28 protein-coding genes are annotated in these 23,577 nt (G+C 66.5%); 16 read left to right on the top strand and 12 right to left on the bottom strand.

The genetic code is table 11. The annotated features are described in order from the left end of the window. Positions 1–113: 113 nt before the first annotated feature. Together GBA63_RS21600 and ygfZ are read right to left on the bottom strand one after the other, a co-directional pair. Positions 114–413, bottom strand: coding sequence for an isochorismate lyase (locus GBA63_RS21600; protein ID WP_166179540.1), 300 nt, complete (start codon positions 411–413; stop codon positions 114–116). Beyond that, positions 410–1,381: a CAF17-like 4Fe-4S cluster assembly/insertion protein YgfZ gene (ygfZ, locus tag GBA63_RS21595; RefSeq protein ID WP_166179538.1), complete on the bottom strand. Its 972-nt coding sequence runs from the start codon at positions 1,379–1,381 to the stop codon at positions 410–412. Before ygfZ ends, GBA63_RS21600 begins: the two co-directional genes overlap by 4 nt. A gap of 193 nt (positions 1,382–1,574) precedes the next feature. On the opposite strand from ygfZ, the gene GBA63_RS21590 reads away from it, so the two are divergent. Then, entirely contained in the window at positions 1,575–1,778 is a 204-nt protein-coding gene (locus tag GBA63_RS21590; protein ID WP_166180498.1) for a cold-shock protein, read from the top strand. Positions 1,779–1,889: 111 nt separating this feature from the next. On the opposite strand, the gene larC is transcribed toward GBA63_RS21590, so the two are convergent. From larC to GBA63_RS21575, 3 genes are read right to left on the bottom strand one after another with little or no spacing between them, the layout of a single operon-like run. Then, positions 1,890–3,092, bottom strand: coding sequence for a nickel pincer cofactor biosynthesis protein LarC (larC, locus tag GBA63_RS21585; RefSeq protein WP_166179536.1), 1,203 nt, complete (start codon positions 3,090–3,092; stop codon positions 1,890–1,892). A gap of 50 nt (positions 3,093–3,142) precedes the next feature. After that, positions 3,143–3,478 (bottom strand): DUF3618 domain-containing protein, encoded by a 336-nt coding sequence (locus GBA63_RS21580; protein ID WP_166179534.1) that lies wholly within the window; start codon positions 3,476–3,478, stop codon positions 3,143–3,145. Further along, entirely contained in the window at positions 3,475–3,915 is a 441-nt protein-coding gene (locus GBA63_RS21575; RefSeq protein ID WP_166179533.1) for a phage holin family protein, read from the bottom strand. The genes GBA63_RS21580 and GBA63_RS21575 overlap by 4 nt, the downstream gene beginning before the upstream one ends. Positions 3,916–4,137: 222 nt before the next feature. Here GBA63_RS21575 and yqeC point away from each other — a divergent pair, with 222 nt between their 5' ends. The 8 genes from yqeC to GBA63_RS21535 all read left to right on the top strand — a co-directional run bounded on the left by yqeC (position 4,138) and on the right by GBA63_RS21535 (position 11,885). Next, positions 4,138–4,887 (top strand): selenium cofactor biosynthesis protein YqeC, encoded by a 750-nt coding sequence (gene yqeC / locus GBA63_RS21570; protein ID WP_166179531.1) that lies wholly within the window; start codon positions 4,138–4,140, stop codon positions 4,885–4,887. Between the two features lie 106 nt (positions 4,888–4,993). Continuing rightward, the gene (locus tag GBA63_RS21565) at positions 4,994–5,827 is read left to right on the top strand and encodes an alpha/beta fold hydrolase (RefSeq protein ID WP_166179529.1); all 834 of its coding nucleotides are present in this window, start codon (positions 4,994–4,996) and stop codon (positions 5,825–5,827) included. A gap of 464 nt (positions 5,828–6,291) precedes the next feature. Continuing rightward, positions 6,292–7,194, top strand: a complete 903-nt coding sequence (locus GBA63_RS21560; protein WP_166179527.1) for an aminoglycoside 6-adenylyltransferase — start codon at positions 6,292–6,294, stop codon at positions 7,192–7,194. Positions 7,195–7,453: 259 nt separating this feature from the next. Then, positions 7,454–7,858 (top strand): GntR family transcriptional regulator, encoded by a 405-nt coding sequence (locus GBA63_RS21555; protein WP_166179525.1) that lies wholly within the window; start codon positions 7,454–7,456, stop codon positions 7,856–7,858. Further along, positions 7,858–8,790 carry an ABC transporter ATP-binding protein gene (locus tag GBA63_RS21550; protein ID WP_166179523.1) on the top strand — a complete coding sequence of 311 codons (933 nt, stop codon included), beginning with the start codon at positions 7,858–7,860 and terminating at the stop codon, positions 8,788–8,790. The genes GBA63_RS21555 and GBA63_RS21550 overlap by 1 nt, the downstream gene beginning before the upstream one ends. Further along, positions 8,780–9,694: an ABC transporter permease gene (locus tag GBA63_RS21545; protein WP_166179521.1), complete on the top strand. Its 915-nt coding sequence runs from the start codon at positions 8,780–8,782 to the stop codon at positions 9,692–9,694. The genes GBA63_RS21550 and GBA63_RS21545 overlap by 11 nt, the downstream gene beginning before the upstream one ends. A 31-nt stretch (positions 9,695–9,725) precedes the next feature. Then, entirely contained in the window at positions 9,726–10,658 is a 933-nt protein-coding gene (gene gluQRS / locus GBA63_RS21540) for a tRNA glutamyl-Q(34) synthetase GluQRS (RefSeq protein WP_166179519.1), read from the top strand. A 48-nt stretch (positions 10,659–10,706) separates the two neighbouring features. Continuing rightward, on the top strand, positions 10,707–11,885 hold the full coding sequence (locus GBA63_RS21535) for a M20 metallopeptidase family protein (protein ID WP_166179517.1): 1,179 nt from the start codon (positions 10,707–10,709) through the stop codon (positions 11,883–11,885). Positions 11,886–12,154: 269 nt separating this feature from the next. Here the strand turns inward: GBA63_RS21535 and GBA63_RS21530 are convergent, their stop codons facing one another. From GBA63_RS21530 to GBA63_RS21520, 3 genes are read right to left on the bottom strand one after another with little or no spacing between them, the layout of a single operon-like run. After that, positions 12,155–12,739, bottom strand: coding sequence for a YIP1 family protein (locus GBA63_RS21530; RefSeq protein WP_166179516.1), 585 nt, complete (start codon positions 12,737–12,739; stop codon positions 12,155–12,157). Continuing rightward, positions 12,739–13,656: a DUF4097 family beta strand repeat-containing protein gene (locus tag GBA63_RS21525; RefSeq protein WP_166179514.1), complete on the bottom strand. Its 918-nt coding sequence runs from the start codon at positions 13,654–13,656 to the stop codon at positions 12,739–12,741. The genes GBA63_RS21530 and GBA63_RS21525 overlap by 1 nt, the downstream gene beginning before the upstream one ends. A gap of 18 nt (positions 13,657–13,674) precedes the next feature. Next, the gene (locus GBA63_RS21520; protein WP_166179512.1) at positions 13,675–14,037 is read right to left on the bottom strand and encodes a phosphomannose isomerase type II C-terminal cupin domain; all 363 of its coding nucleotides are present in this window, start codon (positions 14,035–14,037) and stop codon (positions 13,675–13,677) included. A gap of 206 nt (positions 14,038–14,243) precedes the next feature. Between GBA63_RS21520 and GBA63_RS21515 the strand changes: the two genes are divergently transcribed. Then, entirely contained in the window at positions 14,244–14,612 is a 369-nt protein-coding gene (locus tag GBA63_RS21515; RefSeq protein WP_166179510.1) for a 2Fe-2S iron-sulfur cluster-binding protein, read from the top strand. Between the two features lie 119 nt (positions 14,613–14,731). Here the strand turns inward: GBA63_RS21515 and GBA63_RS21510 are convergent, their stop codons facing one another. The 4 genes from GBA63_RS21510 to GBA63_RS21495 form a co-directional block, all read right to left on the bottom strand. Beyond that, complete coding sequence (locus tag GBA63_RS21510; RefSeq protein WP_166179508.1) at positions 14,732–15,697, bottom strand: LLM class F420-dependent oxidoreductase; 966 nt, start codon at positions 15,695–15,697, stop codon at positions 14,732–14,734. 265 nt (positions 15,698–15,962) lie between these two features. Further along, positions 15,963–16,493 carry a cob(I)yrinic acid a,c-diamide adenosyltransferase gene (locus GBA63_RS21505; RefSeq protein ID WP_166179506.1) on the bottom strand — a complete coding sequence of 177 codons (531 nt, stop codon included), beginning with the start codon at positions 16,491–16,493 and terminating at the stop codon, positions 15,963–15,965. Positions 16,494–16,830: 337 nt separating this feature from the next. Beyond that, positions 16,831–17,751 carry an aminoglycoside phosphotransferase family protein gene (locus GBA63_RS21500; protein WP_166179504.1) on the bottom strand — a complete coding sequence of 307 codons (921 nt, stop codon included), beginning with the start codon at positions 17,749–17,751 and terminating at the stop codon, positions 16,831–16,833. A 124-nt stretch (positions 17,752–17,875) separates the two neighbouring features. Further along, entirely contained in the window at positions 17,876–18,361 is a 486-nt protein-coding gene (locus tag GBA63_RS21495) for a TQO small subunit DoxD (RefSeq protein ID WP_228282640.1), read from the bottom strand. 174 nt (positions 18,362–18,535) lie between these two features. Between GBA63_RS21495 and GBA63_RS21490 the strand changes: the two genes are divergently transcribed. The 6 genes from GBA63_RS21490 (at position 18,536) to GBA63_RS21465 (ending at position 23,440) form a co-directional block, all read left to right on the top strand. Next, positions 18,536–19,486 (top strand): MIP/aquaporin family protein, encoded by a 951-nt coding sequence (locus GBA63_RS21490; RefSeq protein ID WP_207956976.1) that lies wholly within the window; start codon positions 18,536–18,538, stop codon positions 19,484–19,486. Between the two features lie 58 nt (positions 19,487–19,544). Further along, on the top strand, positions 19,545–20,069 hold the full coding sequence (locus GBA63_RS23470; protein ID WP_207956975.1) for a QcrA and Rieske domain-containing protein: 525 nt from the start codon (positions 19,545–19,547) through the stop codon (positions 20,067–20,069). 168 nt (positions 20,070–20,237) lie between these two features. After that, entirely contained in the window at positions 20,238–20,852 is a 615-nt protein-coding gene (locus GBA63_RS21480) for a hypothetical protein (RefSeq protein ID WP_166179500.1), read from the top strand. Positions 20,853–21,191: 339 nt separating this feature from the next. Beyond that, on the top strand, positions 21,192–21,677 hold the full coding sequence (locus GBA63_RS21475) for a GbsR/MarR family transcriptional regulator (protein WP_166179498.1): 486 nt from the start codon (positions 21,192–21,194) through the stop codon (positions 21,675–21,677). A gap of 3 nt (positions 21,678–21,680) precedes the next feature. Beyond that, the gene (locus tag GBA63_RS21470) at positions 21,681–22,580 is read left to right on the top strand and encodes an ABC transporter ATP-binding protein (protein ID WP_166179496.1); all 900 of its coding nucleotides are present in this window, start codon (positions 21,681–21,683) and stop codon (positions 22,578–22,580) included. Further along, positions 22,580–23,440, top strand: a complete 861-nt coding sequence (locus tag GBA63_RS21465; protein WP_166179494.1) for an ABC transporter permease subunit — start codon at positions 22,580–22,582, stop codon at positions 23,438–23,440. The genes GBA63_RS21470 and GBA63_RS21465 overlap by 1 nt, the downstream gene beginning before the upstream one ends. Positions 23,441–23,577 lie beyond the last annotated feature (137 nt).

The following is a 23,577-nucleotide window of genomic DNA, read 5'->3' as shown; positions in this document are numbered from 1 at the left end:
CCCGATTGATCCTTCCTGAGAGCCATTGTCAGCCCACGACGTCACAACCCGCTTGTAACATGGAACCGCCCTCCTAAAGGGTGCTTATCGGGAACGGTTCCCGATAACGGGTTCTACGCCTGGTCGCCCCGCCAGTGCTCCATCTCGCGGGCCACGAAGTGGGAGACGATGTCTTTGTAGAGCTTTTCGACAAAGTCGGGGTCGAGGTTCGCCTCTTCGGCCCAGCGGCGGCGCAGGGCCAGCATGGCCCTCTGGCGTTCCGGGGCGCGGACGCTGTCGGGGCCCGTCTTGAACCGCGTTGCGGCTGTGACGTAGTGGGCCCGTCTGCCGAGGAGGGTCAGGATCTCGTGGTCGAGCCCGTCTATGGCCTCGCGCACGTCTTCGATCTTCGCGCACTCTTCGGGGGGTTTCACGAGACCTCGCCCAGAACACCGACCTCTGAGCCGGCGGCGGTGAGGGGCGATTCGAGGTCCGCGTTGCGCGACAGGTAGCAGAGGGCCGAAGTCTCCCCGTTCACCCGCAGGGGGGCGACGCTGGTGATGGTGCCGATGGACTTACCGGCCTGGAAGACGGGGGTGCCGGCTTCGGGGACGTTGCTGGAGGAGATCCTGTACAGGGTCTTGTTGGGGTGGCCCCGGTAGCGCATCCGGGCCACGGTCTCCTGGCCCGGGTAGCAACCCTTGGCGAAGTTCACGGCGCGTTCGAGGACGCCTGCCTCGCCGGGGAAGTTCTCGGGCGTGATGTCCGCGCCGAAGCGGGGGATGCCGGCCTCTATTCTGGCGGTCTCGTAGGCGTCGAGGTCCGCCGGGGTGGCCCCGCGTTCGATCAGGCCCCTCAAGGCGTGAGCCACGGTCTCCGAAGGGCCGAGCAGGTCGTAGCCCGGGACCGGGGCGGCGACGCCCACCGCGAGCAGCGCCTCGCCGCCGATCTCGACCTCCGCCGTCCGGTGTTCCGTCAGGGCGAGGCCGTCGAGCAGATCTCCGGCGAGGGGCCCGTAGAGGCCGAGCACGGACCAGGCCTCGGAGAGGTCTTCGAGCGTGACGCGGGAGAAAGGTGCGTAGCGGCTCAGGATCTCCCGCGCCGCGCCCGCGCCCTCGGGTTCCGTGTCAACGAGAACGGCATCGTCAGCCTTCAGGACCCGCAGGTCCGCCTGCACCCGGCCTTTGGGGTTCAGCAGCAGGGCGTAGGCGCCGAGGTCGAAGTCCTTCGGGACTTCGTTGGTAAGGACGGCGTTCAGCATCCCGACAGGGTCCCTGCCCCTCAGGCGAAGGAGACCCCTGCCCGGACGTTCGATGGCGGCCGCGCCCCGCGACAGGGCCGCGAGGCCCGGATTTTCGTGTGGCGTGCCGGCTTCCCGGGGGTTCTCTCTTAGCTCTCTCATAGGTCTATTCTAAGCCACGAACGGGGATTTAACGGTCGAGGCCGCGGCGCAGGTCGTAGAAGGGCGCTCGTGGATACGAACTATCGGCGCGGGGGCGTGCATCGGGCGGCGTTTTGTACTAGATTTCGGATCGGAGGTTGTACAGAGGCCCGACGCACGTCTGGCCGGCAAGAGAAAGGTGGGCGCGGAAGCCATGGCCCAGGGAACGGTTAAGTGGTTCAACGACGAGAAGGGCTACGGCTTTATCTCCCCGGACGACGGAGGCGAGGATCTCTTCGTCCACTACTCAGGCATAGCGGGAAGCGGCTTCAAGAGCCTGGAGGAGGGCTCTAAAGTCTCCTACGAGCCGTCCGAAGGCAGGAAGGGGCCGCAGGCGTCGAACGTAACGCCGTTGTAGCTTTCAGCACGCTCCGGCTGCGCCTCCGCTCGTAGCACGCTTCGGCCTGCTACGAGCAGGCCTCGCTTTCAGCCTGTCAGCTTTTGGCTGGTCTTGCGTGGCCGGTTTCGGCTACGGGCGTTCTTGCTGACGGCTGATAGCTGCAAGCTGATAGCTGGCAGCGTACGCGGCCTTCGCGTCGGCGTAGACCTGGGGCAGCGGCAATCCTGTTTCGGAGGAGAGGCGGGACGCGTCGGCGAACTCGGGGGAGGCCACGAAGTCCTGGCCGTCCAGGCTTCCTATTTTGATGCGGCAGCGGCCGTAGGGGAGGTCCACGGTGGCGTGTCGGCGCTCGGCCACGGTGCGGCCGACGCCGCGGTGGCGGACGCCTAAAGTACCGGTCTCGCGCATCAGGAGGCGAGACATGGGTTCCCTGTCGACGCTTTTTACGAGGGCGCAGACCTTGTAGGCTCCGCGGCCCCGTTTCATGGTTATCGGTTCCAGCCAGGCGTCGAGGGCGCCTGCGGCCAGGAGCTTCTCCGTCGCGGGGCCGAGAAGCTCGCCCGGCGCGTCGTCCACGTTTGCTTCCAAGAGTTCCAGATCCTCGGCGGTTCCCTCCAGTTCGCCGACCACGGCCCGCAACAGGTTGGGGGCGTTTCGGAGCCGGGCGCGGCCCGCCCCGTAACCGATGGAGACCAGGGTCATCGGCGGGGGGGCGTCCGTAAAGAGGCCGTTGGTGAAGGCGCTCATCAGCGCGGCGCCTGTCGGGGTGGTCGTCTCGCGGGGCTCTTCCGTCCATCGGATCTTGGATCCCTTGAGGACCTCCAGCGTGGCCGGACCGGGGACCGGGAGCGCGCCGTGGGCCGCCCTGACGACGCCCGTGCCCATCGGCAGCGGACCGCAGGTTACGGAGGAAGCGTCGAGGAGTTCGAGGGCGAGGCAGCTCCCCACCACGTCCACTACGGAGTCGACGGCCCCGACCTCGTGGAACGTCACCTTCTCCGGGTCGACGCCGTGGACCGCGCCCTCGGCGACCGCCAACCGGCGAAACGCCTCGACGGAGCGCGAGGCCGCCCTCTCGGGCAGATCCGCTCCTTCTATCAGGGTACGGATGGTCGCGAAATCGCGGTGCGCGTGCTCTTTGGGGCTGTGGACCGAGACCCTGAGCGCGCCCACGCCGTTGACCTCGGCGTTCTCGGTCGAGAGTTCGAAGGGGACGTTCAGACGGCCGAGGGAGGCCGTGATCTCTTCCGGCGGCGCACCCGCCGCGATGAGGCTGGCGAGGGTCATGTCGCCGGCGGCGCCGCCGACGGGCTGGAAGTGTACGTGCGTCAAGTCGTTCTTCGGGTCGTTAGAAGCGCGTCCGGCCGGGGGCGGTTGCCCCGCTAATCCCCTCGGCCGTTGGAGATCTTGCGCGCCGCCAGGAGCGTGATGAACAGGGTTATGACGAGCAGGACCAGGGGACGCGGGTCGCTCTTGACGGCGTCCGTGAGCGGGGCCGGGCTCTTCTTCCTCCCGGCCTCGCCGACCATGTTCGCCTGGCGTTTCACGGACTCGACGAGGTTCTTGCCCGCGCTCCTCACCCTGTCCTTGATCCTGGCCGTAAGCTTCCTGGTGACGGCCTTCGGTTCGACGTGCTGCTTCAGGTCTCGGACGTCCGGGGCCATGCGGCTCCGGATCTCGAACATCTCCCGCTCTATGCGCTCCGGTATCTCGTTCATCGGCTGATCTGTCCCTTGAGCCAGTTGACGTTCTGCTGGAGGGTGCGAATTGTCCTGTGGGGCTTGGGATCGAGCTTCCTCAAGATGCTCGCGCCCGCCCCCGCGAGTATCCCCCCTACCAGCAGCAATATACCAGAGACGATCAAGGCCGCTACCCACTGCGGCAGGAAGACCGCGAGCACGTAGACCCCGGTCAGGGAGAGGAATATGAGGAACACCAGCATGAACACGGCGGCCGCCGCGAGCAGCCCCGCCGCGAGCCCGGCCCGCTTGCCGACGGGCGCAAGCTCGGTCCTCGCGAGCTCGGTCTGCTTGGCGACGAGCTCCTGGACCTGGGGCCTCAGGACGTCGATGATCTCTTTGATGCTCCGGTCCGAAGGCTCGGGACCCTCCCGCAACTCCCTGCCGAACTCTACTACCCGTTCTCGCCCTTCCATCCCGGCGCTCCCTTCTCCGTCCTGTAAAGTCATGGGGCTCCCGCCTTTGTTACCCCGGCCTCCCCGCCGGTAATCCCCGCCCCCTTCGCGGATACAGCCAGCCCCATCCTACACCAAATCTATAGTAGCCAATATGACATAAAGCGCCGAACCCCTAATTTGATGTACCATGGATGTACTCGTACAAGGGGAGCCCGCGATCAGCGGGGGTTGGAGTCTTTTTTGAAGCTGCACGCGGCACTTGGCATCTCCGCAGGGGACGTCGTCGCCTTCGCGGGGGCCGGCGGCAAGTCCGGGTCGATCCTGCAGGTGGCCTCGGAGCTCGCCGAGGCGGGCCTGACGGTCCTCGTGGTCCCGACCACCAAGATGTCCCTCGACGAAGCGCGAGGGATAGGGCCCCTCGTTACTTCGGAAGACCCGGAGGAGTTGCGCGGGAAGATAAAGATCTCCTTCTCCGAAGGCAACGCCCGCGTGGCTGCCGGCAGCGCCATGCTCTCCAAGGGCAGGGTCGGCGGCGTCCCGCCCGACCTCGTCTCGGATTTCGCCACGCTCGCCGACGTCCTTCTCGTCGAGGCCGATGGGTCGCGCCAGCGCCCGATCAAGGGAACCGCCGACCACGAACCGGCCCTCCCCGACGCCTCGACACTCGTGGTCGCCGTGGGCAATGTCGACGCCCTCGGCTCCCCGGTGGACGAAGAGCACGTCCACCGTCCCGCCCTCTTCTCCGAGCTCACCGGCGTGGGCCACGGACAGAGCATCACGGCCCGCGCTTTCGCCCAAGCCCTCGTAGAAGGCTCCCTCGCGAAAGTCCTTCCAGGCGCCCGGACCGCAGCCCTCATCACCGGCGTCGAACCCGGCCGCACCATGGCCGACGCCTCGGTAGTCTCCCGCGAGCTCTGGCGTTTGGGCACCAGGCACGTGGTCCTGACATCCATCCCGAAGGACGCCCCCACGCGTGTCTGGGTCCCTTAGCATTACCCGGTAGTTGGCTTCTATCGCAGAACCCACAGTTTTCATACGAAGTGGAGTATATATTCTGCAACGTTCACGGGAACGTCTAGGGTGAGGAGGCTTTGTTTTGGCGTATGTGCAGGTTGGAAACGAGAACAGCGCGCCGGTCGAGCTGTACTACGAGGACCACGGTTCGGGTAGCCCGGTCGTCCTGATCCACGGCTGGCCTTTGAGCGGCCGGTCCTGGGAGAGCCAGGTGCCGGCGCTTGTCGAGGCCGGCCACCGCGTCATCACCTACGACCGCCGCGGTTTCGGCAAGTCTTCCCAGCCCTGGGAGGGTTACGATTACGACACGTTCGCCGCGGACCTCGACGGGCTGCTCACGTTCCTGGATCTCAGCGACGTTACGCTGGTCGGGTTCTCGATGGGCGGCGGCGAGGTCGTCCGTTACATAAGCCGGTACGGGACCGGGCGCGTGTCGAAGGCCGTGTTGGCCGCCGCCGTGCCGCCGTACCTGTACAAGAGCGACGACAACCCCGAGGGCGGGCTGGACGAGGCCACCATCCAGCAGTTCCAGGACGGTGTGAAGGGCGACCGCATAGCGTTCCTCGACCAGTTCACCACGGGCTTCTTCGCGGCGGGCGACCGGAACGATCTGGTCGGTGAGCCGTTCAGGATCTACAACCGGGACATCGCGGCTTTCGCCTCGCCCAAGGGGACGCTCGACTGCATAACTGCCTTCGGGCGCACCGACTTCCGGGACGACGTCGCCGGGATCGACGTTCCGACGCTCATCATCCACGGCGACTCCGACGCCATCGTTCCGTTCGAGATCAGCGGCAGGCGCTCCCACGAGATGATCGAGGGCAGCTCGCTGGTCCTGATCGAAGGCGGACCCCACGGCCTCAACGCCACCCACGCCGACCAGTTCAACCGCGCCTTGCTCGACTTCCTGGGCTGACGCGCTACCGGGTGGCCGTGCCCCCACGGCCACCCCTTTCTAAAGCGGTTTGCAAAGAGGCCCAACCTCTTTGCGGGGCTATCAGCTTTCAGCGGTCAGCTTTCAGAAAGAGCAAAAAAGCTGACCGCCGAAAGCGGGGGCGAAGCCGCAGCGGGCCGATCGCTGACCGCGCGGATCGCGGCGGCTCAATGCCACTGCAATCCGCTTTAGAACCAAGACCTCCGGCAAACGCATCCCTCGTCGCGGAGCCGGTACGCGTTCATCAACTGCCCCTAGTATTCCTAAACCGACCCGAATCCTCTGCAAACCTGGCCGCGGCCGGCGCTGCACGTATCCGTCAAGCCGTTGGCAGGAATCGGGCGAACCGGCCTTCTTCGTCGCCCGGAGGTGGCCCCCGACCCCCGGACGTGGCATCGTTCCTCTTCCACGACGCGCCGTGTAGGGCTCTCGGGAGGAGTAACGGGATGGAAGAATCGGAACGCCACCGGGGGCGGGTAGGGCCGGCCGGCGACCTTTCCCGGGACCCCTTCTTGCGCCAGGTGCTCGACTGGGCGCGGCGCCAGGACGGGCTTGGGGCGGTGATCCTGACCGGTTCGCGCGCCCGAGCGCGGGGGCCGGTCGACGCGGCGTCGGACTACGACGTGGAGGTCTTCGTCGCCGAGCCCGAGCGCTACGGCTCCTCTTCCGCTTGGCTCGAAGAGATCTCTCCCGTGTGGGTCCACATGCGTTGGTCCGAAGGCGGCGGGGAAGACGTCGACCGCCGGATCACATATTCTGTATTCTTCGCCGGGGGGCTGAAGGCCGACATCCAGATCCGGCCGATGGAAGTCCTGGCCGACCTCGCGAAAGGAGGCCTCGACGCCCTGTACGAGCGGGGCTACGTCGTCCTCGCCGACCCCTCCGGACTCGCCTCGCGGCTGCCCGACCCGTCGGGCCGGGGCCCGCGCCTACGACCGCCCACGGACGCCGAACTGCTGGCGGTGTGCTCTGAGTTCTGGTTCGAGGCCGCCCACATTCCCCCCTACCTCGCGCGGGGCGAGCTGTGGGTCGTCAAGGTGCGCGACGGGACCATGAAGCGGATGCTGCTGCGGCTCATCGAGTGGGACGCGCTCGCACGCCTCGGCCCCGAGGCCGACGTCTGGCACATCGGGATCCACATGCGCGAGTGGGCGGCACCGGACGTGTGGGACAGGCTGCACCGCTGCTACGGCCGGTTCGACGCCGGGGACGCCTTCGTCGCTTTCCAGGCGACCTTGAGCCTGTTCTCCAAACTCTCCCGGCGGGTCGCCGCCGGCTTCGGCCTCGACCACCCGACCCGTATCGAAGAAGCTATACGCCCCCACGTGGCGGCCTCGCCCGACCTCTAGCGGGCACGGCCCGGAACTACGACCCCGTTGCCCGGCGGCCTCGACGTTCCCAAACACCAGAACGGAGCTTCCCTCTAGTGAGCAGCGCTAGCGATGCGATCCGGTCGGGCCGTGGCCGCGGGCCCCTTTCTGCAATTCGCGTGACGGATACGTATGGCGGGGGCAATAGCCCGGTTTTTGGCCCTTGACCCGCGTAGCACACTTGTGTATTGTTGTGTCATAAATATAAGACATTGACACGGGATTGGAGGTGATTGGGGTGGCGGTCTGGATCGACATAGACCCGCGGAGTGGGGTTCCGATCTACGTCCAGCTCGCGGCCCAGGTGCGTCACGCGGTCGAGGTGGGTGGTTTGGGTCCCGGCGAGAAGTTGCCGACGGTGCGGGGGCTGGCGGAGGAGTTGGCGATCGCGCCCAACACCATAGTCAAGGCCTACAACGAGCTCCAGAGGGAGGGGCTCGTCGAGAGCAGGCCGGGAGTTGGGACGGTCGTGGCTGAGGGTGTGGCTGAGGTGGCGCGGGGTCGCCAACGCGAGGCGATCTTCGAGCGTTTGCGGGTGCTGGTGCGCGACGCGGCGGCTTTAGGCATCACCGAGGACGATTTGTGGGAAGGCCTTGATTCCGAGTTCGAGCGCATTCCGAGGGAGAAAGGGGAGGAACGGTGATGGCGGACGTGCGGGCGGGGGAGGTGGCATCGGTGCCGGAGGAGGGCGCGGCCATAGAGGTAGAAGATCTCGTCGTGAACTACGGGCGCAAGCGGGCCGTGGACGGGTTGAGCATGACGGTGCCGCGGGGTTCCGTGTACGGCTTCCTGGGGCCGAACGGCGCGGGCAAGACGAGCACCATAAAGACGTTGATGGGTTTCCGAAAGCCGAACGGCGGGAGCGCGAAGGTGCTCGGCCACGACGTGGTCGAGGAGAGCCTGGAGGTCAGGGCGCGGGTGGGGTTCGCCAGCGAGGTCAACAGCCTCTACGAGGGGATGACGGTGTCAAGAATCTGCGCCCTCTGCCGAGACCTCAGCCGGTCCTGGGACCAGGACCTCGTAGACCGTTACATCGGCGTCTTCGGCCTCCCCGCGGACGCCAGGATACGAAAGCTCTCCAAAGGCCAGAAGGCCCAGCTCCAGCTCTGCCTCGCGCTGGGCGGCAGCCCGGATCTACTAATACTCGACGAGCCGACCTCGGGCCTCGACCCCGTGGCCCGCCGCGCCTTCCTAAAGGTCCTCGTCGGCGACGTGGCCGCAGAAGGCCGGACCGTCTTCTTCTCCACCCACCTCCTCTCCGACATAGAGGCCGTCGCGGACACCGTCGGCATCATCAAGGGCGGCAAGCTGCTCGCTAGCGGCGACCTCGACGATATGCGCGAGACGCACCGCGTCTTCCGCGTCGTCTACGCCGACACGCCCCCCGAAGAAGAAGTGCGAAGCCTCCAGACCCTGCCCGACGTCAAGGAGGTCGAGCGCGAGGGACGGGGTGACGTCGAGGCCGTCGAGCGGGGTTTGCGGGACCGTCCCCACTCCGTCATCGACGTCGATTCGACCGGAATGACCCTCGAAGACATCTTCGTCGCGTACGTGGAGGACGAGGGTGATCGCTAAAGAGTGGCGGGACGCGCGGTGGAAGTTCCTGATCGGCGTGGTCGCGTTTCTGATCCTCATACCGACCGTAAGTTCCTACGAGGCAATAAAGGAGGGCGTTCAATCCCAGATCGACATGATGCAGAGAGATCTGCGGTCACCGGAGAAGATCTTGGGTCCGGTGGACGAGCAGGAGCAGAGACGGTTCGTGACCAGCGAGCGCAACGAGATACGGAACATGCAGGATCCCGCGTACGTCGAACAGATAGCCCGGTGGCAGTTGCGGGATCTCACCCATTTCCGTAACGTCGCGGTCATCGTGCCGCTGGCCGGCCTGTTCGGTATAGGGCTGGTCGCCGGCGAGGTGGGCAGGGGTTCGATCTTTCTGCTCCTCTCCAAACCGGTCGGCCGCACTCGGATGTTGCTGACGAAGTACGCCGTGTGCGCGACCTGCCTGTTCGTCATCGCCGCGATCGGCGGCGGGAGCATCATTCTCACCGCTTTCGCACGCGGGTATCCGCCAGAAGCCGTGCAGGTGTCGAAGATCCTGCTTTCGACGGGTCTGACGTACCTGGGGTCGCTGTTTGTCCTCGGGGTGGCGCTGATCATGTCCGTGATCTTCCGCGACATCTTGCGGACCCTCCTGGCGACCGTGGCGTCCGTGTTCGTGATCCTGGCCGGCCCTGACCTTCTCAGGGCGCTCGTGGAGTGGATCGTCTGGGGCGACCGCCTGTACACGATGGGCCCGATGAAGTTCCCTCCCTGGTACCGGTCCTTCGACCACTTCCGGCTCTACGATTACTGGATCGGCCTGCAGCCTTACTCCGGCGAGATGATGGCCGCTCGCAGCCTCGTAGTGTGCGTGGTTACCGCGACGGCGGCGCTCCTGCTGGCGCTCTGGCTGTTCCGGCGTAGGGCCTACTGATTCTCGTCGCCTTGCTAGACTCTGGTCCGCTTTGCGCGACCGAAACAGAGAGCACGATGCAGCTGGGCGCTTCGCCCCGAGCCCGACGGGACCGCTCCACGTCGGCAACCTCAGGACCGCCCTGCTCGCCTGGCTCTTTGCCCGCTTTGCCGGGGCACGCTTCCTGGTACGCGTCGAAGACATCGACCACTCGCGGGTACGGCCCGGTATAGAAGAGGCCCAGCTCGACGACCTGCGGGCCATGGGACTGGATTGGGATGGGCCTATTGTGCGGCAGTCCGAAAGGATGGGGCTGTATGAGGATGCCATCGCGTGGCTCGATGCCGAAGGCCTGCTCTATCCGTGCTACTGCACGCGGAAGGAGATCCGGGCCGCAGCGTCGGCCCCGCACGGCATCTCCAACGCCGACCGCTACCCTGGCACCTGCCGCGAACTGACACGGGCCGAACGCGTCGAAAAGGAGGTCGCCGGACGACCGCCCGCCCTGCGGGTGCGGGCCGAGGGCAACCGTATCGAGTTCCGGGACCGAGTTCTCGGGCACCAGGAAGCACAGACGGACGACTTCGTGGTGCGTCGCAACGACGGGGCGCCCGCCTACCAGCTCGCCGTGATCGTGGACGATGCGGATCAGGGTATCGGAGAAGTGGTCAGGGGCGCGGACCTGGTGGATTCGACGCCGCGCCAGATCCTGCTCTGCCGACTGCTCGGCCTGCCCATTCCCCGCTACGCCCACGTCCCCCTCGTGCTCGGCCCGGACGGCCAGCGCCTCGCCAAACGCCACGGCGCCGTCACGCTCGCCGACCGGGCCGCGGCGGGCGAGGGACCGGGAGATGTCTTGGCCTGGATGGCGCGCACGCTCGGCCTGGCCGAACCCGGGGAGAAACCTGGCATCGAAGACCTTCTTTCCCGTTTCGACCCGGAAAGGTTGCCCCGGGTGCCGACGGTCTGGTCCCCCGGGGCCTGAGCGCCCTGTGGTAAGTTGGGACGAACCCGAAGCGGGAGAGGAGATCTCATGGACGTTGCCAGCCTACAAAACCTGCAGTCCGAGATAGAAGAGGAGTACGGGGAGAAGATCTCCGCCCTCCGACGCGACATCCACCGCGAACCCGAACTCGGCTTCGACACGAAGAAAACGGCGGAGAAGGTGCTCGCGGCACTCGAAGGTTTGCCGCTGGATATAGAGACCGGCGTCGCCGAGAACGGCATAGTCGCGACGCTGAAGGGCGGGGGAGACGGGCCGACGGTCGGCCTGAGGGCCGACATGGACGCGCTCCCCATCACGGAGGAAACGGGCCTCGATTTCGCCTCCGAGATCGAGGGCAAGATGCACGCCTGCGGCCACGACGGTCACACGAGCATGCTCGTAGGAGCCGCCCACGCGCTCTGCGGCATGAGGGACGGGCTGGATGGGACCGTCCGATTCATCTTCCAGCCCGCCGAGGAGGGCGGGGGCGGGGGAGAGGTCATGGTCGAGGAGGGCGTGGCCGAGGGGCTCGATTCCATCTTCGCGTTGCACCTGTGGCCGGGGTTGCCGTTCGGGACCGTGGCGACCAAGGCGGGCCCGATCATGGCCGCCGCCGACGCCTTCGAGATGGAGATCAAGGGCACGGGCGGACACGGCGCGATGCCGCACCTCTCCGCCGACGCCGTCGTGATCGCCGCCCAGGTCGTCATCGCCCTGCAGACGGTCGTGTCCCGCGAGGTCGACCCGGTCGAGCCCGCGGTGCTGACGGTGGGGGAGATCGGGGCCGGAACCGCCTTCAACGTCATCCCCGAGAAGGCCCGGATTGGCGGCACCGTCCGAACCCTCAACGAAGACCTCCGCCAAAAGATGCCGGAGAGGATAGAAGCCCTCGCCCGGGGGGTCTCCCGCGGCATGCGCGGCGACGCGACCCTCGACTACCGCTTCTCCTACCCCGTCACCAGAAACGACGCGGGCGTGTCGGCCAACGCCCTGAAGGTGGCCGTAGGCCTCTTCGGCGAGGACTCCGTCCTGGAACTGCCGAACCCCTCTATGGGCGCAGAAGACTTCGCATACTTCCTGCAAAGAATCCCCGGCGCCTTCGTCTGGCTCGGCGTCGGAGAAGACGTCTCCGGCCTGCACACGCCCCAGTTCGCCTTCGACGAGAAGATACTGCCCCGCGGCTCCGCGCTCCTCACCGCGCTCGCGCTGAGACAGCACGCCGCCTGACGGCGGCTCGTCAGCCCGCTGCGCCCTGCTTCGCAGGGCTCCGCTCTCGGCACGCTTCGGGCCTTGCGGCCCTCGCTTTCAGCTTGTCAGCTAGTCGTCTGTACACGTTGCTCTTCACGACGCTGGAACCGCCACTTATAACGCTACCCGGTCGGGCCTCACCCGGCAAGAAACTGAGAGCGCAGGCGAAGCCGGAGCGGGCTGACGAGGCGCGAAGCGCCGGGCTGACAAGCGGAGTCCTGCGAAGCAGGGCGCAGCGGGCTGAAGCGTCAGCTTCCTGGTGGGTTCGTCAGGAGGTCGGGGATCTCGTCCAGGCCCGTTAGCAGGAGCAGGATCAGAACCACAGCTCCTAGCGGGATCAGGGCCGCCGCCGCCGCCCGGCGCCAGTCGGCGTCGAGGGCCGATCTTACGGCCGTGGTTGCGACGTAGGCGCCGTAGGGGATGGCCACGAGCGGGCCGAAGGGGACCCAGAGCACTATTCCGATGCCGGCCGCGTAGGCGAGGTGGCGGTACAGGGTGCGGAAGCCGTGGCGGGACGGGCCTCCGGCGTGGATTACCTGCACGAGCACGGCAAGGCCGGAGATGAGGAAAGGGGCGAGCACCAGGGAGACGACGAGCCCGAAGAAGAGCACGTATAGGAAGCCGACGTTGAACTCCCCTGCCCAGACCGCCTGCAACGCCTCCCCCAGCACCAGGTTGAGGTAGAGGACCATCGAGACGAAGAGGGTCGGCCTGACGAACCCGGCGTCGGGGTCGAGCCCGGCGAAGAAATCCCTCGGGGCGAGCCAGGCGCCCCGCAGCGCCCCCCAGAAGTCCTCCGGGGAGCCGCCGTACCTGCCGCGGTGACGGTCCACTACTCGTTGCCGCCCTTCCGGTTTTCGGGCCGCGCGTTCTCGTCGGGTGTGTCGCGCGAGACTTTGCCGACCAGGGTCTCCAGGGAGAGGTCCGTGACGTCGTCCGAGGGGAGACGGGCCGTCACGTCGCCCGTGCCGACGGAGACGCGGCCGTCGCCCGAGAAGCGCCCCGAGAGGGTCACGTCGCCCGTCTCCACCGTTGCCTCGAGGGTGCCCACGATCAGGTCCTCCAGCGCGACGTCCCCGGACTCGACGGCAAGCTCCACGTTGCCCGTGTCCGTCCTGATGCCGCCAACTACGACGTCGCCCATCTCGGCCTCGACCGTGATGTCCCCGGCGACGTCCCTTACCGCCACGTCGCCCGATGCCGCCCGCACCGTAACGGCGCCGTCCACCCCCGAAACCTCCACGTCACCCTCTTCGGACTCCACCTCGACGCCGCCGCCGGCCGGGACCACAACCGAGTAGTCCGCGCCCGTCTCGCCGCCGCCGTTCGTCTCCAGCGTCACCGTCGATCCCTCGCGCGCCACGTTGACGGGGACCTCGGACGCCGCGCTCCTGGCCGCCGCCGGGTCCCCGGCGACCGCGTACCGCGTTACCTCGTACTCGACGGCTTCGGAGCCTTCCGCCCCCTCTACGGTGACGCTTCCGGGGCCGTTGGTGATCTCCACCTTCGGCTCTCGGCCCGAGTCTATGGAGTCCTCGGCGACGCTGGAGCCGGGCACCTCATCACCCAGGGTCCGCCAAAGGAAGACGGCCACCACGACGAGCAACGCGAGGACGAGCAGGGCCGCCACTACCGTCAGGAGGTTGGGCCCGGCCGGGCTTTCTCCGGACCTGCGCGTCCTGTTTGGGGGGCGGTTCTGCGGCCCTTCGCGTCCTGGGCGGCGGGGACCGCCCCTGCCGCTAGCCCCCACCCGGGTCTCGGCCCGGGATCACTGAACCGCGCGGCCGTAGACGTCTTCGAGGCGCACTATGTCTTCCTCGTCGAACTCCCCGAAGGAGACCTCGAGTATCCGAACGGGCTCCTTGCCATCCGCCGACAGCCTGTGGACCGTCCCGCGGGGGATGTAGAGCTTCTCACCGGGCTCCGGCGAGAGGACCTTCTCGTCCAACTCGACGCACGCGCCGGGGTCTATGACCACCCACAGCTCGTCGCGGTGGTGGTGGTACTGGCGCGAGAGCGTGCCGCCGGGGGCGACCGTGATGATCTTGACCGTGGAGGGCAGGTTGTGCGTGTACTGCTCGAACTTCCCCCAGGGCTTCTCTACCTTGATGGATGGCGGTGTCTGGTCCAAACGGGCCCCCTTTCGTAGAAGGGAGTTTAGACGATTTGGGGAGCGATCAGCAATCAGCTTTCAGCTTTCAGCCAGAAAACCGTCCGTCGTCCGCTCCAAAGACGTGGCGTTCCCCAGATGAGAGCCGAAATCGGCGTTGGGATACAATGCGGCGTCGGTAAGCCAACCGCTGACGGCTGATGGCTGAAAGCTGGAAAGGACCTCTTTTGCCCAGGATCGAAGTAGAAGGCGCTGGCACTTTCGACGTCGGGGAGGGCAAGCGGCTGGTCCTCGCCATCGAGGAGGACGCCGGCGTCGACATCCTCCACCGCTGCGGCGCGTACGCCAAGTGCACCACCTGTCGCATCGAGTACCTCGAAGGCGAACCCGACCGGATGACGCGGGCCGAGCTCGAAGTCCTCCAGAGCCGCAACCTTCTTGGGGAGGTCCGCCTCTCCTGCCAGGCCGTCTGCGACCACGACATAAAGGTCCGTCCCCTGATGACCGTCACCTCCACGGGCCTCGACGGACCGGGCAACAAGCCGGAGCCGAACATAACGCCGGAACCTGAATGGGTGGAGAAGCCGGCCGGGTAGAGCCCGTCAGCCGGTCAGCCCGCATCGCCCCGCTTCGCCCCGCTCCGCAGGCCCCGCTCTCAGCCCGTCAGCAAGAAGCTGAAGTGCTGACTAGCTGAAGTGCTGACAGGCTGACTCTTCTAGGAGACCGCTGGCACTACCTCTTTCGCGAAGCGCTCGACCATCTCGGGCTCGTGGGCGACGCGGGGCAGGTAGGCTATGAAGTAGTTGACGCCCGCGTCGGCCATCGGCTGGAGGCGTTCTACGATCTCGTCTGCGGTGCCTACCATGAACTCCTGGCTGTACTCGTCGTAGCTCTTGGGGCCGCGGGCCTCTCTGGTCGCTTCTTCGGGGTTCTCGCCGGGTTCGAGCAGGTAGGCGTTTATGGAGGTGGAGCGGGTGATGTCTTCGTAGGGGCGGTTCTCGTTCTCGCAGTGGCCTTTTAGAACCTCGAACTTGTGTTTGAGGGTGTCGATATCGCCGCCGACGTTACAGGCGTCGCCGTAGCGGGCCACGAGCTTCAGGGTTACTTTTTCGCCGCCGCCCCCGATCCAGATCGGCGGGTGCGGTTCGCTCACGCCTTTTGGCTCGTTTATCGGTTTGTCCAGTTTGTAGAACTCGCCGTCGAAGACGAGGTCGTCTTCGGTGAACATGCGGTGGATGATCTCGCACGCCTCCTTGAACATGCGCATCCTGACGGGTACCTCGGGGAAGCCGTAGCCGTAGGCGAGCCACTCGTGCTCGTACCAGCCGGCCCCGAGCCCGAAGAGCAGCCGCCCGTTGCTCATGACGTCGACCGTCGAGGCCATCTTGGCCAGCAGCGCCGGGTTGCGGTAGCCGTTGCAGGTGACCATCTGCCCGATCTTGACCCTATCTGTGTCCCGCGCCAACCCGGCGCTTATGGTCCACGCCTCGAAGGTGGTCTCCCTGGTCGGTTCGGGGACGGTGTGGAAGTGGTCGTAGACCCAGATGGAATCGTAGGCGCCGGTCCCGTCCGCGACCTTCGCCACCCGCGTCATCGCCTCGTACTGCTCGTAGGGATCTTCTATCCCAACGAGGTCCATCCGCCAGCCCTGCGGCACGAACACCCCGAAGTCAACCGCCACCGTTCCCCCTCTCGTTCTTCGTCAGATGGACGACATATTACAGCGGTTTGCGGAAGGATGGGGCCCGTCGCGAACGGGCCACGAGGTAGGGAGGTTTTTAGGCTTTCAGGTTCTGGAGGCTTTTAGGGGTGGAGGGCCGGGACTTTCTCTTGGTTTCGTGGCGCGCCCCTCGAGACCTCGATGCCTCAAAACCTCAAGACCTTGCCAACTCCAGGTTCATACCCCATGCACGCCGCTAAAGGTGAGCGTCGAGTTCCGGGCTATTTCATCCTTTCGACAGGGTCTTGCCGCCGTCCGCGTTGCGCGCGACGACGAAGAGCAGGTCGGAGAGCCGGTTGACTACCCTGACGGCGTAGGGGTGTCCCTGTCCGTAGCCGGCGGCGACGAGGCTCCGCTCCGCGCGGCGCACGACGGAGCGGGCGACGTCGAGCAGCGCCCCGAGCCGGCTCTCGCCGGGAATGACGAACTCTCTGGGGATCTCGGTCCGGTTCCGCCAATCCTCGAGCGCCCGGTCCACGAGATCCAGATCGGCCTCTCCGACGAGATCGTCCTCTTTGGGCATGGCGACGTCGCCCATGACCCGGTAGAGGAGCCGCTGCAACTCGATCAGGAGCTCCGCAAGTTCCCCTTCCGCCTCGGCGCGGGCCAGGCCCAGAAAAGAGCTTGCCTCGTCCACGTCGCCGAGCACGACTATCCGTGGGTCGTTCTTGCCCATCCTGCCCGAGCCGAGCAGGGTGGTGGTCCCGTCGTCGCCCCGCCCGGTAGAGACCGGCGGGTTGTTGTCGTGTTCGCTCAAGCGTTCTCCTCGACCGTGTGTAAACCACGGGCACCGTATCGCGGGGTCTCGACCGTTGCAAGCCGCCGAACACCCGCAAACACCCCACACCCTCGTAGGGGCGGGTTTCGAACCTGCCCGGCGGACCGACGGCCCGCGGAATAAAGACGGTCCCTACAGCGGTTTGCGTAAGGACGGACCCTCGTCGGCCGTGAGGCCTCGAGGCACCGAGGTCTCGAGGGGCGCGCCACGAAACCCCATAGAAGCCCCGATCCTCCACCCCCGAGAACCCGAGGACCTCAAAGCCTTAGAATCCGAGAGCCTTTTCGCGATGGGCTCGATACCTCCACAAACCGCTCTAATCCTCGATCTCTTCGAGCAACCGGGCGAAAACCAACGCCTCGTCCCACACGCTTCCGCCGTCTTCCAGGGTCCAGTATCCGGCGAGGACGGCCTGGGCCAGGCCCCATGCCCGGATGCGGGCGCGGTCGAGGCCGAGTTCTCCCGATAGCACCTCGAGGCGCCGTTCGAGGAGCTTCTTCGGGTCTGGCGTGTCGAGCGCTTGTGCCGGGTTGTGGAGGAGTGCCGCGGTGTCGTAGGCCGCTTCGCCGACCACGCCTTTAGGGTCTATGGCGAGCCACGGTTCGCGGCCCGCTTTCAGGATGTTCTCCTGGTGTAGGTCGCCGTGGAGCAGGAGCGGCTCGCCCTGCGAGGCGAGGAGGTCGGCGAAGAGAGACTCGGCCTCCTCGACGAGCCGGGCCTGCATCGGCCCCGTGCCGCCGCCGAAACGCCGTCTCAGACGGTCGAAGCCCCTGGCCCAGTCCGCGACCGTTGGGAACGCGTGGCCGGCCGGGGCGGGGCGCCAGAGCTTCTTCATCACGCCCGCGGCCGTGGCGGTTGCCTCTTCGTCGCTTCGGAGGGCGGTGAGCGGCGTCCCCGGTTCGAGGCGTTCCAGAAGCATCGCTCCCCTGTCTAGGTCCAACTCCAGCAGGCGGCAGATGCCCCCGCCGGCGAAGACCTCCAGCGCCGCGGCCTCGGTCCCGAACTCCTTCTCCCCGGGGAATGAGAGTTTCAGGACTGCGGGCGTGCCGCCCTCGCGGAGCGCGGGCGCCACCCAGTTGTAGGAGAGGTTCGGGAACGGGGGGCCTACGGACAGGGACCAGCGTTCCTCGAACTCTCCGGTGAGGGCCGGCAGGCGGTCCAGCCAGGCGGCGCCCGCGTCGCCGTGGAGCGAGGTCTGGGTGCGGACGAAGTCTTCGGGGATGGGTGGAAAGTTCATGCTCGGGGCCTCCTCGTTCGGCGGGTGTGTCGGCGGGCGCCGCCCGGGGGAGGCCTTGCTGGAAGCGGGTTTGCGCGTCAGAGCATGGTCGGGAATATATGCCGCGGACGGGAGAGGCGCAAGCTCAGGTCCGTTCTCTGCGGTTGACCAGCAGGGGCGAGAGGCCGGGGCTTCGGCGGGCGAGGCCCGCGTCCACGGAGAGGCGTTTGGCGGCGGGGCTGAAGATGATGACCAGCGAAATCAGGGCCACCAGCACGTTTATGGTGATGAACTCGGGGGCCCCGAGGCCCGTCCCGAGCCGCACGCCGCCCGCGGAGAGCAGGATCATGGAGCTCAAAACGATGCTGCCAACGGCCGCGAGGTTGGTAAGAAAACCGAGCAGCAACGCGATGCCGAGCGTGAGCTCGCCGGCCCGCACTATCTGCGCGAAGAGCTCGGCGTTCGGGACCACCGTGCCCTGCATGAACCCGCGGAAAAACGGGGGCGCCTGGGAGACGAAGCCGCCGGCCGCCAGGCTATCGGCGAATTGTCGGGGGAAATCCGGGTTCAGCAGTTTCTCGATCCCGCCGTTCAGCCACACGGCGCCAACCAGGACGCGCACCCACACCATGCCGTTCAAGGGCAGATCTCCTCTCCAGCTCCGATGTCGTTCCCATCTTACATATGCGCCGCGGGGGGCGCGGGATAAGGACGACACATACAAATACGGCAGGGCGGGTAGGAAAGCCGGAATCATCGCGTCATACAACGATCAGCGCCTCATGGCAGCAGAGGGGAGACACGAATGTCGGATAGGGGTGGAAGGGAAGACGACCTGAACTGGGATCTTCCCCCACGCGAGGGCGGCTCCCGCCGCGACCGGGGTTACGACCGCGACGAGGGCCTGCTCGACGAGCCGTTCCTGGGCGAGCGGCAGGCCACGCCGACCTCTGGCCGCGGTTCCGGCGGGGCGGGGCGGGGAGGCGTGCAGAGGAGAAGCGCCAGGGAGCGTTCGGGTTCCGGGTCGGGCACCGGCCTCTACGGGAGCCAGATCGGCTCTAACGTGTTGCCCGCCGCCGTGGCGGAGCTTATCGGCACCTTTATCCTGGTCTACACCGGCACCGCCGTTGTCGTGGCGACCGTCCTCGAGCGGCCGATAACGGGCCTGCCCTACGACTCGCTCGCCATACCACTCGCCTTCGGCCTCGTGCTGGTCGCCCTGGTCGCCGCCCTCGGGCACGTCTCGGGGGCACATCTGAACCCGGCGATAACCCTAGGCCTCGCCGTTACCAGGAAGTTTCCCTGGAACTTCGTGCCGGCCTACATAGGGGCGCAGCTATTGGGGGCCATCCTGGCCGCCGTCGCGACCTGGATCACGTTCGGGGCCGAGGCCCGCAACCAGGTCGGCCTCGCCTCCCCCGCGACCGGGCCCGGCGTCGGCTTCTTGCAGGCCGTGCTCGTCGAGATCTTCATAACTTTCATCCTCGTGTTCGTGGTCATCTCGGTCGCCACCGACGAGAGGGCGCCGGCCGGCGTGGCGCCGATAGCGGTCGGGTTCGCGCTCGCCGCCGCCATCTTCATAGGCGGCCCGACGACCGGGGCGGCCGTCAACCCGGCCCGCGCCCTCGGCCCGATAATCGTGGCCTGGAACAACTGGGACCTGGCCCTGATCTACATAATCGGTCCCATAATCGGTGGCATCCTGGCCGCGGTCCTCTATGATAACTTTATCTCAAGGGCCGACGCGCCCGGATAGAACCAAAGCCGTGCCGGTCACGTATATCCGAGTGTCTGTCCGCAAAAAGGAGGATGCTTTGGGGAAGATCTCGCGCGAAACGTTCATCCGTCTCTCCGCTGCCCTCGGCGTCGGGGCAGCCTCCGCCTCCCTGGCGGCCTGCGGCGGCGGTGGAAGCTCCGGAGGATCGGGTAGCGGCTCCGGTGGCGGCTCCGGTGGCGGGGCGAGCACCCCGGCGGCTTCCGGCCCCGCTTCGGGGGAGACGACGATGATGTCGGGCGAGACCACCATGGCGGGTGCCACGTCCGGCGGGTCCGCCATCGCGCAGGAGTCCGAGGTCGCGCCGGGGAGCGCCGTGAAGTTCAAGGACGGGGGCAAGGACGCCGTGCTGATCCACCTGGACGACGGAAACTTCGTGGCCTACTCCGCCATCTGCACCCACGCGGGCTGCACCGTCGCCTACAAGAACGCCCAGCTTGCCTGCCCGTGCCACGGCTCGGTCTTCGACCCGGCCAACGGCGCCGAGGTAGTCTCCGGCCCTGCCCAGACCCCGCTGCCAGAGATCCCGGTCGAAGTGCAGAACGGCGAGGTGGTAAAGGCCTGAAGAGTAGGCATCAGGCCACAGGTTTCAGGTGTCGGGGAAAGCTCTGCAGGGTGATGCCGCGGCCAGCAACCTGCCAAGTTGTTACGGTGTGAGGATCGCTTATCGAGGCAAAAATCTGAAGCCTGTGGCCTGATGCCTGACGCCTCATTCTCAAGTAAAATGCCCCGCATGGAAGAGGAGCGCATCGGGCTTAACGGGGCGGCGGCGGTGCTGGACGTGACCCCGGAGAGGGTCCGGCGCTTCGTGCAGGAGGGACGTCTCAGGGCCGGGCGCGGGGAGAACGGGGATCTCGGTCTCTCTCTGGGCGAGGTCCTGAACCTCGCGCGCGAGTTGGAGGCGGAGGCGGCCGAAGAGGAGATCTTCGAGGGCGAAGTCATCGGAGAGGACCCTCCCACGAACTCCCGCCTGCCCGCCGTACCCTTCGAGCGCTACGAACGCCTGCTGCAGCAGGGACAGGACTACAAGACCCGCCTCGAAGAACGTACCCGCCGGATCGACGAGGTCCGCCAGGAACGCGACGCGGCCCGCATGGAGATAGACCGCCTCTGGTCCGAGATCGAACGCCTCAACCTCGTCGAGTTCCAACGCGAACTCCAGGAAAAGACCATCTCGACCCTCGAAGAAGAGAAGCAAAGATTGGAAGAGGACCGCAGCCGCCTGGTCGAACAACACACCAAACTCACCGAAGAGAAATCCGCCCTCTCCGAGGACCGGGTCCGCCTCGAAGCCGAACTCAACGCCCTGAAGAACCGCGGCTTCTGGTCCCGCCTGTTCGGCGGGTAAGCACGCCGCCCTACGGGCAGCTCGTCAGCCCGCTACGCCCTAAGGGCTCCGCTCTCAGCGCGCTTCGGGCCTTGCGGCCCTCGCTCTCAGCACGCCTCCTACGGAGGCTTTCAGCCAGTCGTCTTTGGACATAACGCCCCGCTACACCCGAACCGCCACGCTTTGCGCCGCCCGGTCTGGCCTTGCGAGGCAAGAAGCTGACAGGCTGAAAGCGAGGACTGCTCGTAGCAGGCCGATGCGTGCCGAAAGCGCAGGCGAAGCCGGAGCGTGCTGAGAGGCGCGCAGCGCCGTGCTTGTTTCAGTATTGACTGAAACTTATGAAAGTAGTACGATGAGGAGGTGGACGAGGAGCGCTTGCATTACGCGGAGGATTTCGGTCTTCTCTTCGAGCGGGCCGGGGGATCGCGGATGTTGGGGCGGGTGTTGGGGGTATTGTTGACCGCGGAGCCGCCCGAGCGGTCCGCCGGGGAGTTGGCGAACGAGTTGAGGGCGAGTCGGGGCTCTATCAGCCAGGCGACGCGTACGCTCGTGCAGATGGGGATGGTACGGCGGTTGAGTCGGCCCGGGGAGCGGCGGGACTACTTCCGCATGGAGTCTGACGCCTGGCAGGAGACTACGCGGCAGCAGATGGCCTTGATCGGGGTGTTCCAGGAGATGGCCGAGCGCGGTCTGCGACTCCTCGACCCCGGTAGCCGGGAGGCCAGGGAGGGCCTCGAAGAGATGCGGGACTTCTACGCTTTCTGGAAAAAGGAGTTGCCCGTCGTCCTGGAGCGCTGGGACGAGGAAAAGGAACGTCGGAAAACAGGGGCGATGCGTAAGGAGTAGGACGTGGGCGCCGTCATAAGCACCGAGGGGCTAACGAAAGTCTACGGGCGCAAGGGGCGCGGGATCAAAGACGTGGACCTCGAAGTGGACGAGGGCGAAGTCTTCGGGTTTCTGGGGCCGAACGGGGCCGGCAAGACGACCACCATTCGGACGTTGCTCGGGTTTATGAGGCCGACGGCGGGAAGGGCCGAGATCTTCGGTCTCGACACGCGGAAGCGGAGCGTGGAGGTGCGGGCCCGCGTCGGGAACCTTCCGGGTGAGTTCGCGCTGGAGGACAGGACGACCGGGGATGGGTTGCTACGGTTCTTCGCGAGGCTGCGCGGGGTTGGGGACCTCGGGTACGCGCACGAGTTGGCGGAGCGTTTCGGGGCGGACCTTCACCGTCCGATGCGGCGGCTCTCGCGGGGCAACAAGCAGAAGATCGGGCTAATACAGGCCATGTTCCACAGGCCGCCGCTCCTGATCCTGGACGAGCCAACCGGAGGCCTCGACCCGCTTGTCCAGGAGGAGTTCCTCGACGTCGTTGAGGAGACGAAGGCCGAGGGGCGGACGGTGTTCTTTTCCTCGCACGTTCTCTCCGAAGTCGAGCGGGTCTGCGACCGCGTCGGGATCATCCGCGAGGGCGAGCTCGTGACCGTCGAGCCGACCCACGAGATAGTGGACAAAGCCTTCCGGCACGTGACGCTCACCTTCGACGAGCCCGTCGACGGAGGGCCTTTCGCGGCGCTGCCGGGCGTCGAAGACCTGAGAGCCGCCGGGCCGAGGCTCTCGTTCACGCTCCATTCCGAGCCGGATGGGATGATCAAGCAGGCCTCGAAGCACCGCCTGGTTGGCCTGGAATACGAGCGTCCGAGCCTGGAGGAGATCTTCCTGACCTACTACGGGCAAGAAGGAGGGAAGTGATGGGTGTGTTGGGCTTGCGGAAGGCTGGCGGGCGGGGAAAGCACTCGGCCAGGCGGGCCGCGCCGCTGACGACGCTTTCGGCGCTCGTCTTTCATACCACGAAGATGCAGTCGAGGGGCGCGCTCATCTGGGGGGCGGCGCTCGGTCTCTACAGCGCGGCGATAGTCGCCTCGTTCACCACGTTCAGCGGGAGCGCGGATCAGATGAACCAGCTTCTGGAAGCCTACCCCGAAGGGATGTTGGAGGCGTTCGGGATCACGGACCTCGCCGACGTCGAGAACTACATGAACTCCCAGGTGTTCCTGCTCGCCCCGCTGGCGCTCGCGTTCTTCCCGATCCTGGCGGCGGCCGGGACGATAGCGGGCGCCGAGGAGCGTGGCACCATAGACGTCCTGCTTGGCAACCCGATCCCGCGCTGGCAACTCGTCGTCGGGAGCTTCGCCTCCATGGCCTTCTCGCTGCTGGCCATCCTTGCCCTCATGGGCGTCCTGACTCAGGCCACGGCTTTCCTGATGGACGTAAACCTCCCCGTCGCCAACACGGCCGCCGCCGTCCTGAACATGTGGCCCCTCTGCCTCGTCTTCGGTGCCGCCGCCATGCTCTGCTCGGCCGTCTTCCACCGCCGGGCCCTGGCCATAGCCATCCCGGCCTTCCTCCTCTTCGCCATGTACCTCCTCGACACGCTCGGCCGCGTCTCCGAAGATCTCGAAGACCTCCAGCCCGCCTCGGCCTTCTACTACTATGGCTCCGCAATAGAAGATGGCATCGACTGGACGAACTTCTGGGGCCTAACGCTCGTCGCCGTAGCGCTCGTGCTGCTGGCGGTCCCCGCCTTCCGCCACAGAGACATATACACGTAGAGCTAGTCAGCCCGGCGCTCCGCGCCTTTCAGCACGCCCCCTCCGGGGGCTTTCAGCCTGTCAGCCGGTCGTCTGTGTGCGTTACGCATCGCGACATCCGAACCGCCGCGCAGAGCGCTGTCCGGTTGGGTATTGCG

The organism is Rubrobacter tropicus (genome assembly GCF_011492945.1).
In the GTDB taxonomy this organism is placed as follows: domain Bacteria; phylum Actinomycetota; class Rubrobacteria; order Rubrobacterales; family Rubrobacteraceae; genus Rubrobacter_D; species Rubrobacter_D tropicus.
This window is presented reverse-complemented; position numbering and strand designations above follow the sequence as displayed.

Excerpts from the sequence above, each read along its gene's own strand:
- GBA63_RS21465 (WP_166179494.1), top strand. The coding sequence starts at position 22,580 with ATGGGTGTGTTGGGCTTGCGGAAGGCTGGCGGGCGGGGAAAGCACTCG.
- GBA63_RS21495 (WP_228282640.1), bottom strand. The coding sequence starts at position 18,361 with ATGGTGTGGGTGCGCGTCCTGGTTGGCGCCGTGTGGCTGAACGGCGGG.
- ygfZ (WP_166179538.1), bottom strand. The coding sequence starts at position 1,381 with ATGAGAGAGCTAAGAGAGAACCCCCGGGAAGCCGGCACGCCACACGAA.
- GBA63_RS21535 (WP_166179517.1), top strand. The coding sequence starts at position 10,707 with ATGGACGTTGCCAGCCTACAAAACCTGCAGTCCGAGATAGAAGAGGAG.
- GBA63_RS21490 (WP_207956976.1), top strand. The coding sequence starts at position 18,536 with ATGTCGGATAGGGGTGGAAGGGAAGACGACCTGAACTGGGATCTTCCC.
- GBA63_RS21560 (WP_166179527.1), top strand. The coding sequence starts at position 6,292 with ATGGAAGAATCGGAACGCCACCGGGGGCGGGTAGGGCCGGCCGGCGAC.
- GBA63_RS21500 (WP_166179504.1), bottom strand. The coding sequence starts at position 17,751 with ATGAACTTTCCACCCATCCCCGAAGACTTCGTCCGCACCCAGACCTCG.
- GBA63_RS21575 (WP_166179533.1), bottom strand. The coding sequence starts at position 3,915 with ATGGAAGGGCGAGAACGGGTAGTAGAGTTCGGCAGGGAGTTGCGGGAG.
- GBA63_RS21480 (WP_166179500.1), top strand. The coding sequence starts at position 20,238 with ATGGAAGAGGAGCGCATCGGGCTTAACGGGGCGGCGGCGGTGCTGGAC.
- GBA63_RS21580 (WP_166179534.1), bottom strand. The coding sequence starts at position 3,478 with ATGAACGAGATACCGGAGCGCATAGAGCGGGAGATGTTCGAGATCCGG.
- GBA63_RS21590 (WP_166180498.1), top strand. The coding sequence starts at position 1,575 with ATGGCCCAGGGAACGGTTAAGTGGTTCAACGACGAGAAGGGCTACGGC.
- GBA63_RS21550 (WP_166179523.1), top strand. The coding sequence starts at position 7,858 with ATGGCGGACGTGCGGGCGGGGGAGGTGGCATCGGTGCCGGAGGAGGGC.